Genomic DNA, 13,579 nt, shown 5'->3' on the forward strand with positions numbered 1-13,579 from the left:
TCGGGTTGTTGCCGTTGCCGTCGATGGTGATGTTCTTGGTGATGACCGGCAGCTCACTCAGGAGCGTGATGGTACCGCTGACCTGAAACAGGATGGTGTCGCCGCTCGTGGCGGTGGTGATGGCGTCCGCAGGCTGCCGGCGCCGCTGTCGGCCGTGGAGGTCACCACCAGCGTTGCAGCGCGCGCCGCGCCGGGCAGGCCGAGCGTCATTGCCGTGACGGCGATGCCGGCGAGGACCTCCCGCCGCCGGGCGGCAAGCCGGGACTTCGTCGGTCCAATCAAGGGCACGAGCGGCGGACGCAATCTGATTGTCATGACATGCCTCGGACGCGAACCTTGCCGCAAGCGTTCGCGCGGTAGGCCGGGATTTCGAGATGCTCGTTGGCAGACCGGCCAGCTGCGCGATGTGCCCGCCGTCTCAGCCTTTGATTTCGGCGAACACTGATGCGCGCATGGCACATCGGCGCTGCGTTCGCGCGAAGTCCGCTGCATCCCGTCGCGTGAACTCGCTTGCGCACCGATTTCCAAACGATTACATCCCGGGAAGATGCTGGTGCACCGCCGGTTCTGAAACGTCGGGTTGAAGCGGTGCGGCTGCATCGTGGGGTGATGTGGACGGAACGGCGGTGAGCGGAAGCATGGTGGCGGACGACCCCGAACGCGGGGCGCGTGCGCTTGCACAGTTACAAATCATGACGGCCGACATCTGCGATGTCATCCCTCACACCGCGGCAGGCGATTTCCACATCACCACGACCACGATGATGGCCGGCAACGCATTGCTGGTCGACACCGCCGCCACCGACCTGGAATACGACCGAACCCCCGCGCACATCGCCCGCGGCGGCCTCGATCACTATCACATCACCCTCTGCGTCGCTGGCGAGATGCGGTTCAGCTCCGGCCGCCGCGAGATAACGCTGCGGCCCGGCGACATCGGCCTGCTCGACATGGCGCAACCGAACCGCACGAAGCTGCACGCGGCCGGCGGCCGCACCCACCTGATCACGATCATCCTGCAACGCGCCATGCTCGCACCGCGGCTCGCGCATCCAGACTCGGCCACGGCAACCCTGCTGCCGTCGGACCACCCGCATGCCCGCCTGATCGCCAGCCATTTTGCTGCGCTTGGCCTGCCACCGGGTCCCGAGGCCGGCAACGTCGAGGTGACGGTCGAGGCGATCGCCGACCTCGTGGCCGCAGCCGCCGGCGGGACGGCCGACATCCTGGCGGGCGTCGAGCGAGTTGCGCGGCATCTTTATCTTGCGATGATCAAGCGCCGCATCGCGGACAATCTTCAGACCGACGCGCTCACCGCGGACGAGCTGTGCCGTCACTTCCGGATATCGCGCGCGACCCTCTACCGGCTGTTCGAGGCCGATGGCGGGCTTGCGCATTACGTGCGCGAGCAGCGGCTCAATCTTGCCTTCCGCGAGCTGATTGCTCCGTCAGCACACGACATGCGGCTGATCGATCTCGCCATCGGCATGCGCTTCAGCAGCGACTCGACCTTCATCCGCGCATTCCGCCGCAAGTTCGGGCTGACACCGGGCGAGCTCCGCGAGCTGGCCGACAATTGGCTCCGCGAAACCGGCGCGGTCCCGGCCGTCGACACCGTGCTGCATCAGCTGGCCCGCCGCCGCACGTCGCAACCGCGATAACGGACGTCAGGCGAGATGACACGCCACGAAATGCCCGCCCGCGCCTTCTCTCAGCTCCGGCGCGCTCTCCGAGCAGCGCGGCTGGGCGATCGGGCAGCGGGTGTGAAAGTGGCAGCCTGACGGAGGCTTCATCGGGCTCGGCACGTCGCCCTTGAGACGGATGCGCTCGCGCTTGAGCTTGGGATCCGGCACCGGCACCGCCGACAACAGCGCCCTGGTGTAGGGATGCTGCGGATTGCGGTAGAGATCGCTCGCCTTCGCCAGCTCGACGATGCGGCCGAGATACATCACCGCGACCCGGTCGGAGATGTGCTCGACCACCGAGAGGTCATGCGCGACGAAGAGATAGGTGAGGTTCAGCTCGGCCTGGAGATCTTCCAGCAGGTTGATGACCTGCGCCTGGATCGACACGTCGAGCGCGGAGACCGGCTCGTCGCAGACGATCAGCTTCGGCTCCACCGCGAGCGCGCGCGCGATCACGATGCGTTGGCGCTGGCCGCCGGAGAATTCGTGCGGATAACGGCGCATGTGCTCGGCCTTGAGCCCGACCTTGACCAGCAGGCTCGCGACGCGCTCCTCGCGCTCCCTGGCGTTGGCGCCGAGGTTGTGAATGATGAGCGCCTCGCCGAGGATCGCGCCGACCGTCATGCGCGGATTGAGCGAGGCGAACGGGTCCTGGAACACCAGCTGCATGTTCCGCCGCATCGCGCGCAGATCGTTGCCGCTCAGCTGGCGCACGTCCTGGCCGTCGAACACGACCTCGCCGTCGGTCGGCTCGATCAGGCGCAGCACGCAACGTCCCGTCGTCGACTTGCCGCAGCCGGATTCGCCGACAAGGCCGAGCGTCTCGCCGCGGTTGACCGAGAACGAGACCCCGTCGACCGCATAGACGCTGCCGACCTGGCGCGACAAGAGACCACCGAGCACGGGGAAATATTTCTTCAGGCCGCTGACGCGGAGCAAGGGCTCGGTCATGCCGTGCCTCCCAACTGCGTATCTCCGAGGTGGCAGGCCATGCGGTGGCCGGGCGCGATCTCTCGCAGCAGCGGCTCCCTCTCGGTACAGACGTCCATGGCAAACTTGCAGCGCGGGGCGAAGCGGCAGCCGACCGGCGGGTTGATCAGGATCGGCACCGAGCCGCCGATCGCCTCCAGGCGCGTCTTGTGCTCGCTGTCGAGATCGATGCGCGGGATCGAGCGGATCAGCCCCTGTGTATAGGGGTGGCCGGGATGGCCGAAGAGGTCGTCGACGAGCGCTTCCTCCACCACCTTGCCGGCATACATCACGACGACGCGCTGCGCGGTCTCGGCGACGACGCCCATGGCGTGGGTGATCAGCATCACCGCCATGCCGAAGCGCTCCTTCATGTCCTGCAGGAGGTCGAGGATCTGCGCCTGGATGGTGACGTCGAGCGCCGTGGTGGGCTCGTCGGCGATGATCAGCTTCGGCTTGCAGGCGAGCGCCATCGCGATCATCACGCGCTGGCGCATGCCGCCGGAGAACTGGTGCGGATAGTTGTGCACCCGGCCCTCGGCGTTGGGGATCTGCACCAGCTTCAGCATCTCGATGGTGCGCTCGAGCGCCTGCTTTCTGGTGACGTTCTCATGGCGGCGCAGGCTCTCGGCGATCTGCTCGCCGATGGTGAGCACCGGATTGAGCGAGGTCATCGGCTCCTGGAAGATGAAGCCGATCTCCTTGGCCCGGATCTCGTCGAGCTGATTGCTCGTCAGCGGCACGAGATCGCGCCCCTCGAAGATGATCTGGCCGGCGGCGATGCGGCCCGGCGGCATCGCGATCAGCTTCAGGATCGACATCGCCGTCACGGTCTTGCCGCAGCCGGACTCGCCGACGACGCAGAGCGTCTCGCCTCTGTTGATGGAGATGTCGACGCCGTCGACGGCCTGGAGGATGCCGTCGTCGGTGGAGAAGTGGGTTTTCAGACCCTTGATCTCGAGCAGCGGCGCCATCAGATCACCCGTCTCGCATCGAGCGCGTCGCGCAGGCCGTCGCCGATGAAGTTGATGGCGACCACCGCGATGAAGATGGCGCCACCCGGAAACAGCGCCCAGTGCGGGCCGATGTCGAGAAAATCCTTGGCGTCGAACAACAACCGGCCCCAGGTCGGAGTATCCGGCGGGAAGCCGAGGCCGAGAAAGGACAGCGTCGATTCCGCGATGATCGCGGCGGCCACGTCGATGGTGCCGGCGATGATCACCGGGCCGAGCGCATTGGGCAGGATGTGCCGCACCACCTGCCGCACTGGACTTGCGCCGAGCGCGCGGGCGGCCTCGACGAACTCCTTCTCGCGGATCGACAGGAACTGCGCGCGCACGAGGCGGGCGACCGGCATCCAGCGTAAACCGCCGATGACGAGCACGATCAGAATGAAGATGCCGCCTTCAGGGCCAAACGCCTGCTTCAGCCCGTCGCGGAAGAGATAGATCAGCAACAGCAGCAACGGCAGTTGCGGCAGCGACAGGAAGAGATCGGTGAGCCACATCAGGCCGTGGCCGAGCGCGCCCCGCGACATTCCGGCGAGCGAGCCGATCAGCGTGCCGATCAATACGGAGACCAGCATCGCGGCGAGCCCGACCGCGAGCGAGATCCGCCCGCCATAGATCATGCGCGCCAAAATGTCCTGGCCGAGGTCGTCGGTGCCGAAAGGATGCGTGAACGAAGGCCCCTGCATGCCCGCGACGATGTCGATCTCGTTGATCTTCACGCGCCACACGAAGGGGCCGACCACCACGGCCAGCACCAGGATGAGGAGCAGGAACGCGCTCACCACGGCAAGCTTGTGCCGGCTGTAGCGCCGCCACGTCTCGCGCCAGGGCGAGTACGTGCGCCGCTCAGCGGAGGGAGATGCGAGGGTCAAGCCAGCCATACAGGACGTCCGCGATGAGATTGAACAGCACGACGAGGCACGCAAACACGAAGGTCACGGCCATGACGACCGGCGTGTCGTTGGACAGGATGGAAGTGATCAGCAGCGAACCGATGCCGGGAATACGGAAGATCTGCTCGGTGACGATGGCGCCGCCGAACACCGCCGGCATCTGCAGCGCGATCAGCGTCACCACCGGAATCATGGCGTTGCGCATCACGTGCTTGATGATGACCTTGGCCTGGCCGAGGCCCTTCGCACGCGCCGTGGTGACGTAGTCGAGACGGATCACGTCCAGCATCGCCGAGCGAACGAAGCGCGTCATCGACGCCGCCTGGAACAGGCCGAGCACCGCCACCGGCATGATCGCCTGCCGGATCATCTCGAGCACCCAGCGGATGCCGGTCGCCTTGATGTCGGTCGAATAGACGAAAGGCAGCCAGTCCAGCGTGACCGAGAAGATCAGGATGAACAGGAGGCCCGTGAAGAAGGTCGGCAGCGAGAACCCGATGAAGGCGAGCGTGTTCGCGATCTGGTCGAACAGCGAATAGGGCTTTGTCGCCGCATAGACGCCGACGGGAATCGCGATCAGAAGCGCCAGAATCTGCGCCGAACCGATCACGTAGAGCGTCGCCGGCAAGCGCTGGAGGATCAGCGTGTCGACGTCCATCCGGCTGACGAAGGAGAAACCCCAGTCGCCATGCAGCATGGCGTTGAGCCAGTGCAGGTAACGGAGGTAGATCGGATCGTCGAGGCCGAACTTGGCCCGGAGTGCCGCCTGGACTTCAGGCGGCACGTTCGGGTTGGTCGCCAATTCCGCGAAGGGATCGCCCGGCGCGAGCGCCAGCACGACGAACAGCACGACCGAGATTCCGAGCAAGCTCGGAATCGCGATCATCAGGCGACGCAGGACGTACTGACTCATGAGGGAGGATCCCGTCTAGAGCTGTGGGATCATTCCTCGCGGTACCAGTCGAACAGGTTGTCGGTTTCGTTGGCCCAGCCCGAGATCACCGGACGCAACGTGTTCGCGGAGGCCTCCACCTTCAGACGGTGCATCGCCGGGATGAAGACGGTGTCCTGCCACATCAGGTCGTTGCACTTGATGTAGAGGGCGGCGCGCTTGACCGGATCCATTTCGGAATCGGCAGCGTCGATCGCCGCGTCATAGTCCTTGTTGGTCCAGCGCGTGAAGTTCGTGCCCTGCCACTTGTTCTCCTTGCTGGCGATGTAGCGCGAATGATAGCGGCGCATGTGCTGCGACGGATCCGGCTGGCTCAGCGGAATCTGGAACATTTCGAGGTCGGCATAGAACTTCGGATAGGTGTCGGGATTGGCGACGTCCGAAGAGAAGAACACGGAGGCCACGACCGATTTCAGCTCGACGTCGATACCGGCCTTCTGACAGGCCTGCTTGACGATCGCCTGGGTCTTCTGACGCGGACCGTTGATCGAGGTCTGGTACAGCAGCTTCAGCTTCTTGCCGTCCTTCTCGCGGATGCCGTCGGCGCCGGGCTTCCAGCCGGCGTCGTCGAGCAGCTTCGAGGCCTTCTCGATGCTGAACTCCCAGGTGGTGTTCTTGGAGACGAACTTCTCGGGACCGTTGAGGAAGTTGGCGGTGGTGCGGCCGGCGCGACCGTAGATCGCCTTCTTGATGGAATCGCGATCGACCAGCATCGACAGCGCCTTGCGCACTGCCGGATCAGAGAACAGCGGATGCTTGGTCTTCATCGAGGACTTTTCGCCGTCGACCTCGGTGTTCGGATCGGAGAAGTTCAGCGCGATGAATTCGGTGTCGCCGCCCACGGCGTAGATGGTCTTGCCCTTGCCGCCCTTCTCCAGGCGCAGCAGCACGTCGTCCTCGACCTGGATGTTCCATCCGAAATCATATTCGCCGGTCTGGATCACGGCGCGCGCCGCCGAGACCGCGTCACCGCCGCCCTTCATCTCGATCGAATCGAAATAGGGACGGTTCGCCATGTGGTAGTCGGGATTGATCACGCCGCGGATGAGATCGCCCGGCTTGAACTCGACGAACTTGTAGGGACCGGTGCCCACCGGCGCGAGATTGGCGGGGGCTTCGCGGGATTTCGAACCGATATAGTCGGCGAATTGATGCTTCGGCAGGATCTGGCCGGCGCCGGCGCCGACGAACGCGTCGGCCCAGAACGGGGTCGGCTTCGGGAAGGTGATCTTGACGGTGAGATCGTCGATCTTCTCGACCTTGAGGTCGCGATAGGTGCCGCTGGTGACGGTCGCCGTGGCAGGGTCCTTGGTATATTCCCAGGTGAAGACGACGTCGTCGGCCGAGAACGGCTTGCCGTCGTGCCATTTCACGCCGGGCTTCAGCTTCCACGTCACCGACGTGCCGTCGGCGGCGAGCAGGCCGTTCTGAACCGAGGGGATTTCGGCCGCCAGCACCAGCTTCATGTTACCGTCGGGATCCCAGCAGGCGAGCGGCTCATAGAACAGGCGCGAGCCGTCCTGGTCCTTGGTGCCGGTGGCAAAATGCGGATTGAGCAAGGTCGGGCCCTGCCACCACAGCAGCTTCAACGCACCGCCGCCGCCACGCTTGGTCGGCTTGTAGGCAGACGGGCCCTCGGCCATCGCCACTCCGCCCAAGGCAAGCAGCTGGTAGGCCGCGGGCGCGGCGAGGCCGACAGCGGCCAGACGCTGGACGAAGGCGCGGCGATTCATGCGCCCGTCCTTCACGTCACCGATCATCGAACGCAGTTCTTTATCCAGCATGGTTGTCCCCCGTCTGGTTCCCGTTTTGGATGCAGGCGGCCGCGGGGCGGCCGCCGGGTTTTGGCTGGCGGTAGATGGCACACTGAATAGGGTGCGCGTCAACTGCGACCGTGTGTATGCAAACGGTCTTCTGGCTGTCCGTTGGGCAAAACCGTGTTCCACAGCCCAAGCGTTCGGCAATCCGGCGTCAAAACGCGCCGGAATCCTCGTTGCACTGCAGAAAATTTGTTCGTCGCATCAGACGAAGTATCGAGGCGAATTCTACGCCACGGACATGGTCAGGGGCGGCTCGACGTGGTCGGGCAGCGGACAGACATAAGGCGTCTTCGCGGTCCGCTTCGTCAGGTCCGCCTTCGCGGCCTTGATCAGCTCCGGATCCGTCAACGCCTTGATGCCGATACCGGCCATCGCCTTGGCGGCCTGCACCATGGCCTTGTGGGCGTGTCCGCTCTTGCCCTGCGCCACAACCTGCCATGTGTGGAAGGGCGTGCCGATTGCAACCGTCGGCGCGTGAACCTGCACGGTCGGCACCACCCAGCTCACGTCGCCGACGTCGGTCGAGCCGACCAGCGGATTGCGCTTGGCGTCGAGCGGCACCAGGAAGTCGGCCAGCGGCCGATCGGTCGGCTCCATGCCGATGGCGTAGTAGACCGACTCGATGTCCTTGTCGCTCAGGGTCCCGCGGATCTCCTTGGCAAAGCTCTTGTCGGCGTCGTCGAAATGCGGCGGTCCGAGCTCTTCCATGACCCGGTGCAGCGCCTGCTCCAGCGGCGTGTTCGGCAGGATGTTGGAGACCGCGGAGATGACCTTCATCTCGACCTTGGTCTCGGTCATCAGCGCCGCGCCCTCCGCGATCTTGCTGACGCGACCGACCAGTTCGTTCATGCCGGGCAGATCGCGGGCGCGGATCGAGTAGCGGACCCGTGCATGGGCCTGCACCACGTTCGGTGCGATGCCGCCGGTGTCGAGCAGCGCATAGTGCACGCGCGCGTCGCTCGGCATGTGCTCGCGCATGTAATTCACGCCGACATTCATCAATTCCACCGCATCGAGCGCAGAACGGCCGAGATGGGGCGAAGCCGCCGCATGCGAGGTTCGACCGGTGAAGATGAAGTCGGCGCGCGTATTCGCGAGAGACGGTGTCACGGCCACTTCCCAAAAACTGTGCGGATGCCAGGTGATGGCGATGTCGGCGTCCTCGAACGCACCGGAGCGCACCATGAAGGCTTTTGCCGCGCCGCCTTCTTCCGCCGGGCAGCCGTAATAGCGGACGCGGCCCGGCACCTTGTTCTCGGCGAGCCAGTCCTTCACCGCGGTCGCGGCCAGCAGCGCCGCGGAACCAAGCAGATTATGGCCGCAGCCATGGCCGTGGCCGCCGGTCTCGGTCGGCCGATGCTCGGCGACGCCGGCCTCCTGGCTGAGGCCCGGCAGCGCGTCATATTCGCCCATGAAGGCGATGACCGGTCCGCCCTCACCCCATTCCCCATCAGCGCGGTCGGGATGCCGGCGACATTCTCGGTGATGCGGAAACCCTGGTGGCGCAACTCGGCGAGATGCTCGGCGGCGGAACGCGCCTCGGTGTAGCACACCTCCGGCATGCCCCAGACCTTGTCGCTGAGGTCGATGAAACGCGCCTTGATCGTGTCGACGCCACGCCAGATGTCGCTGCGGTTATCCATTGCTTCGGTCCGTGATCTCTTGGTCAAACGAAGCGACAATCGGTAGCAGCTTCATTGCACTCCGCCTAGCATTTCGCGGGACAGCAGCCATGCGGCTGGGGCCGGAATGAGCAGCCGGCCTGCCTCCCGTGCAGCTACCGCTTCTGCACCATGCGAAGATTTCACGCGGCCTTCTCCGGAATAGTTGGGGAACGAGGCTTTCAAGACGGCCTGCTCCGGCCTAAATTATGCGTGCTTCGCGCGTCGTTCCGCCAGCCACGTCGGAGTCGATGCACTCAGCCAGGAGAACTCCATGCCCGCCTTGACCGAATGGAGAGTGCCGCCGGCCAACCAGCCGCGTGCGAGCGATTACGGTTTCGATCTCGACCGCGCGCTCGCATCCGTCGTCGGCCTGCATGCCATCATCCCGCCGGATGCTTTCAGCGCCGAGACGCTGGGCACCGAACGCGCCGGCAACGGCGTCGTGATCGACGACGGGCTGGTGCTCACCATCGGTTATCTCATTACCGAGGCGGAATCGGTGTGGCTACACCTCGCCGACGGGCGCGTCGTCGAAGGACATGCGCTCGGCTTCGATTCCGTCACCGGCTTCGGCCTCGTGCAGGCGCTCGGCGAGTTCGAGGTCGAGCCCTTGCCGCTCGGCATTTCGGCCGAGACCCGGCTCGGCGACCGCGTCGTCGGCGGCGGCGCCGGCGGGCGCACGCGCTCGGTCGCAAGCCAGATCGTCGCCAAGCAGGAATTCGCCGGCTACTGGGAGTATCTGCTGGACGAAGCCATCTTCACCCATCCGGCGCACCCGAACTGGGGCGGCACGGCGCTGCTCAACGAGCGCGGCGAGTTGATCGGCATCGGCTCGCTTCAGCTCGAGCGCGAACGCGACGGCAAGGCCGAACACGTCAACATGATCGTGCCGATCGACCTGGTGAAGCCTGTCCTCGACGACCTGCGCAAGTTCGGCCGCGTCAACAAGCCGGCGCGGCCCTGGCTCGGACTCTATTCGACAGAGATCGACAACCGCGTCGTGGTGATCGGCATCTCCGCCAACGGCCCCGCGGCGCGCGCGGAGCTGAAGACCGGCGACGTCATCCTCGCTGTCGACGGCGAGAAGGTCACGAGCCAGACCGGCTTCTACAAAAAGATGTGGGGGCTCGGCGCCGCCGGCGTCGATGTGCCGCTCACCGTGCACCATGAAGGCGTCACCTTCGACGTCACGGTGACATCGACCGACCGCTTCAAGCTGTTGAAGGCGCCGAAGCTGCACTGACCTGCGCTTGTGAGGAAGCCGCCAAGGAAAGCCGCAATGAGCGAGGCTGTGATCGACGACATCGTGGCCGTGCTGCCGCCGCTCCTCAATGCGCTCGAAGCGCTCGGCTACTTCCAGCGGCATTTGCATCCCCCGGCCTTCGCCTCCGTGATGAACGCAATCGGCACGCCGGACGAGGCGCTGCAGGCGGCACGGGCTGAGATCGGAGACTGGCCGGAGCAGTTCTCAGGATTGCGCGGGCGGCTCGATCGCGCCTGCGACGAGACGGTCGCCGCCTATGCCGGCATCCGCGAGGTCGAGCGCGGCAATGGCGATCTCGTCGCGGTCTTCCGCACGCTGCGTCACCTGCCTCGCGCGCAGGAGGCTCTGTACCCCCTGGCAGCCCAGTTTCCGCCGGTGAGCAGCTTCTTCCTCAACCCCGACAATCGCGAGAATACCGAGCTGCTGTCGCGGTTGGAGGTGGGTGCAGGTGAACACACCGGTATCTTCCACGACCACAACGAGCCCGGCAGCCGCGGCGGCTTCTCGGTCTATGTCCCGGAATATTATTCGCCTGAACGCGCCATGCCCCTGGTGATGGCGCTGCATGGCGGCAGCGGCAACGGCCGTGGCTTCCTGTGGAGCTGGCTGCGCGATGCGCGCAGTCTCGGCGCGATCCTGGTGGCGCCCACCGCGACCGGACCGACCTGGGCGCTGATGGGCGATGATGCCGACACGCCCAATCTCATGCGCATTCTCGAAACTGTCCGCAGCCGCTGGGCCATCGACGCCTCGCGCATGCTGCTGACCGGCATGAGCGACGGCGGCACGTTCAGCTACGTCAGTGGGCTCGACGGTGCTTCGCCCTTCAGTCATCTCGCACCGGTCTCGGCAACGTTCCATCCGCTGATGGCGGAGATGGCCGACGCCACGCGGCTGCAGGGCCTGCCCGTCTTCATCACCCACGGCAAGCTCGACTGGATGTTTCCGGTGCAGACCGCGCGGCAGACCCAGGCCGCGCTCTCGGCCGCCGGCGCCGACATCGTCTATCGCGAGATCGACGATCTCAGCCACACCTATCCGCGCGAGATCAATGCGGAGCTGGTGGCGTGGCTGAACGGAGGATGAACGAGCCGTCCTTACCTGCGCAGCACTGCCGCGGAACCATCGTTCGGGGCCGACGTTATCGCCGGTCATTGGAGGTTAGCCATGCGGATGTTTCTGGGAATGATTTTGGGCGCGCTGCTGCTCGGCTGCGGCGTTTATGTCTATGATTCCATGCAGACGTCGTCCGTTGCTAACGGTGAGGTCGCAACCGCCAATCGCACCATCGTGAACTGGGATGTCGCGAAGGCCGATTGGGATCTGCTGCGCGATCGCGCGCATAGGGACTGGGTGCGGATCTCGTCGAAGTAATTCGATCGAGCAAGTCTGAACAGGGCGCCGTCGCGAATCCGCGGCGGCGCTTTTGTCTTGACTGCGAACGGCGCGGTTCGCCTCAGTTCATCTTGGCCTTGCGGGCGTCGGCGATGACCTGCTCGAATTCCTTCATGCTGAGCACGCCCGGAACGCGGTACTTGCCGACGATGAACGCCGGCGTGCCGCGGAAGCCGAAGGCTTCGGCCTGCTCGTTGTTGCGCTTCAGGACGGCATCGATGTCCTTGGCGTGATCGGTCAGGTCACGCTTCAGGCGGTCCATGTCGACGCCGGCCGCCGCGAGCAGCTCGTTGATGCGCGGCTCGGTCAAACGCGAGCTGACGCCCATCATCGCGTCATGGGCCTGATGGTACTTGTCCTGGAATTTGGCCGCGAGCGCGATCCGCGCCGCCGTGACCGAGACCGGCCCGAGGATCGGCCAGTCCTTCATCACCAGCCTGACCTTGCCGTCGTCCTGGACGACCTGGCGCAGCTCCGGCTCGAGCTTGCGGCAATAGGGGCAATTGTAGTCGGACCATTCGATAATGCTGATGTTGCCGTCGGGATTGCCGGCGACGGGAACATCGGGATCGCGTAGCACCCTGGCTTCGGTCAACACCTCGTCATCGTCGGCGGCCGCACGTGCCAGGCTGATACTGCCCGCCGCAAGAGCGCCCGCCCCGATCAGCGTCAACGCCCTGCGGCGCGTCGGCACAAGGCCCTTATTCCTGAATTCAGCCATATCTCGTCCCATTTCAGTCCCATCGCCGGAATTACGGCTCAGGACCGGGAATTGTTACGGTCTATATAGAGTGTCGCGGGGGTCATGTCATCGCACCAGCAGCGTGACCGCCAGCGGCACCAGAAACGAGGTCACCAAGGCGTTCAGGCTCATGGCGATGCCGGAGAACACGCCGGCGATCTCGTCGACCTGGAACGCGCGCGCGGTACCGATGCCGTGCGCGGCAAGGCCGGCGGCAAAACCACGGGCGCGGTAATCGGTAACGCCGGTGCGGTTCATCAGGGGCGTGACCATGATCGCACCCATGATACCGGTGAAGATGACCGCGACCGCTGCCAGCGAGGGATCCGCATGCAGCGAGTCGGCGATGCCCATGGCAACGCCGGCCGTGACCGATTTCGGTGCCAGCGACAGCACCACCTCGCGCGGCAGGCCGGCAAGCTCAGCCAGCAGCACGACGGACACCACGGCCGTGACCGATCCCGCGATCAGCGCCACCAGCATCGGCACGATCGAGACCACCACGCGTTTGCGGTTCTCGTAGAGAGGAACGGCGAGTGCGACGGTGGCGGGCCCGAGCAGGAAGTGCACGAACTGGGCCCCGGCGAAATAGGTGGTGTAGGAGGTGCCGGTCAGGAGCAGGAACGCGCCGATGATCCACATTGCATGCAGCACGGGGTTGGCCAGCGGATGGCGACGCGTCCGCAACGACACCGCGTCCGTGCTTGCATAGACCAGTAGCGTCATGGTCAGCCAGAGCAACGGCGACTGGGAGAGATAGACCCAGAGTGAGAATGGATTGTCGCTCATCGCACGTCCTGTTGCTTCAACAGCCGGCTGACGAGACGGAAGGTCAGCACGGTCGCGAGCAGCGTGACGACCACCGAAAACGCCAGTACCAGGATGATGGCGATGCCGTGCGACGCGAGCAGGTCCAGCTTCTGCACCACGCCGACGCCAGCCGGCACGAACAGCAGCGACAGATGCGCCAGCAAGCCTTCGCTTGCCGTCTCGACTCCATTGTTGTCCAACGGCCCGAGTGCGAGCCACTTGAAGCGGTCGCGGACGAGCAACAGGACCAGGAGCAGCAGCAGGCCGAGCACGGGCCCCGGCAACGGCAGACCGAGACCGCGCGCGACGGCTTCGCCGATCAACTGGCAGAGCAGGATGAGGCCGAGGCTGGCAAGCATGACCGGCGCATCAAGA

13 protein-coding genes and 1 pseudogene are annotated in these 13,579 nt (G+C 65.2%); 4 read left to right on the forward strand and 10 right to left on the reverse strand.

Annotated elements, in window-relative coordinates; genetic code table 11:
• Positions 1–57: 57 nt before the first annotated feature.
• Positions 58–315, reverse strand: a complete 258-nt coding sequence (locus F8237_RS36860) for a hypothetical protein (protein ID WP_244626111.1) — start codon at positions 313–315, stop codon at positions 58–60.
• A 377-nt stretch (positions 316–692) separates the two neighbouring features.
• Between F8237_RS36860 and F8237_RS11520 the strand changes: the two genes are divergently transcribed.
• A complete protein-coding gene (locus F8237_RS11520; RefSeq protein ID WP_244626112.1) occupies positions 693–1,661 on the forward strand; it encodes a helix-turn-helix domain-containing protein in 969 nt (322 codons plus the stop codon).
• 6 nt (positions 1,662–1,667) lie between these two features.
• On the opposite strand, the gene F8237_RS11525 is transcribed toward F8237_RS11520, so the two are convergent.
• The 6 genes and pseudogenes from F8237_RS11525 to F8237_RS11550 form a co-directional block, all read right to left on the reverse strand.
• Entirely contained in the window at positions 1,668–2,636 is a 969-nt protein-coding gene (locus tag F8237_RS11525) for an ABC transporter ATP-binding protein (protein WP_151644714.1), read from the reverse strand.
• Positions 2,633–3,628, reverse strand: coding sequence for an ABC transporter ATP-binding protein (locus F8237_RS11530; RefSeq protein WP_151644716.1), 996 nt, complete (start codon positions 3,626–3,628; stop codon positions 2,633–2,635). The genes F8237_RS11525 and F8237_RS11530 overlap by 4 nt, the downstream gene beginning before the upstream one ends.
• A complete protein-coding gene (locus tag F8237_RS11535) occupies positions 3,628–4,545 on the reverse strand; it encodes an ABC transporter permease (RefSeq protein ID WP_151644718.1) in 918 nt (305 codons plus the stop codon). The genes F8237_RS11530 and F8237_RS11535 overlap by 1 nt, the downstream gene beginning before the upstream one ends.
• The gene (locus tag F8237_RS11540) at positions 4,511–5,470 is read right to left on the reverse strand and encodes an ABC transporter permease (protein WP_151644720.1); all 960 of its coding nucleotides are present in this window, start codon (positions 5,468–5,470) and stop codon (positions 4,511–4,513) included. Before F8237_RS11540 ends, F8237_RS11535 begins: the two co-directional genes overlap by 35 nt.
• Positions 5,471–5,499: 29 nt before the next feature.
• Entirely contained in the window at positions 5,500–7,293 is a 1,794-nt protein-coding gene (locus F8237_RS11545; protein ID WP_162005997.1) for a peptide ABC transporter substrate-binding protein, read from the reverse strand.
• 261 nt (positions 7,294–7,554) lie between these two features.
• Positions 7,555–8,972, reverse strand: a pseudogene (locus F8237_RS11550) (M20 family metallopeptidase).
• 292 nt (positions 8,973–9,264) lie between these two features.
• Between F8237_RS11550 and F8237_RS11555 the strand changes: the two are divergent.
• The 3 genes from F8237_RS11555 to F8237_RS11565 all read left to right on the forward strand — a co-directional run bounded on the left by F8237_RS11555 (position 9,265) and on the right by F8237_RS11565 (position 11,631).
• Complete coding sequence (locus F8237_RS11555; protein ID WP_151644724.1) at positions 9,265–10,236, forward strand: S1C family serine protease; 972 nt, start codon at positions 9,265–9,267, stop codon at positions 10,234–10,236.
• Between the two features lie 36 nt (positions 10,237–10,272).
• Complete coding sequence (locus tag F8237_RS11560; protein ID WP_151644726.1) at positions 10,273–11,343, forward strand: carboxylesterase family protein; 1,071 nt, start codon at positions 10,273–10,275, stop codon at positions 11,341–11,343.
• An 81-nt stretch (positions 11,344–11,424) separates the two neighbouring features.
• Positions 11,425–11,631: a hypothetical protein gene (locus F8237_RS11565; protein ID WP_151644728.1), complete on the forward strand. Its 207-nt coding sequence runs from the start codon at positions 11,425–11,427 to the stop codon at positions 11,629–11,631.
• Positions 11,632–11,713: 82 nt separating this feature from the next.
• Here F8237_RS11565 and F8237_RS11570 read toward each other — a convergent pair whose 3' ends face one another.
• The 3 genes from F8237_RS11570 to F8237_RS11580 form a co-directional block, all read right to left on the reverse strand.
• Entirely contained in the window at positions 11,714–12,373 is a 660-nt protein-coding gene (locus F8237_RS11570) for a DsbA family protein (protein WP_162005998.1), read from the reverse strand.
• Positions 12,374–12,460: 87 nt separating this feature from the next.
• On the reverse strand, positions 12,461–13,183 hold the full coding sequence (locus tag F8237_RS11575; protein ID WP_151644732.1) for an LrgB family protein: 723 nt from the start codon (positions 13,181–13,183) through the stop codon (positions 12,461–12,463).
• Positions 13,180–13,563 carry a CidA/LrgA family protein gene (locus tag F8237_RS11580; RefSeq protein WP_151650523.1) on the reverse strand — a complete coding sequence of 128 codons (384 nt, stop codon included), beginning with the start codon at positions 13,561–13,563 and terminating at the stop codon, positions 13,180–13,182. The genes F8237_RS11575 and F8237_RS11580 overlap by 4 nt, the downstream gene beginning before the upstream one ends.
• Between the last annotated feature and the right edge of the window lie 16 nt (positions 13,564–13,579).

Source organism: Bradyrhizobium betae (genome assembly GCF_008932115.1).
Taxonomy (GTDB): Bacteria; Pseudomonadota; Alphaproteobacteria; order Rhizobiales; family Xanthobacteraceae; genus Bradyrhizobium; species Bradyrhizobium betae.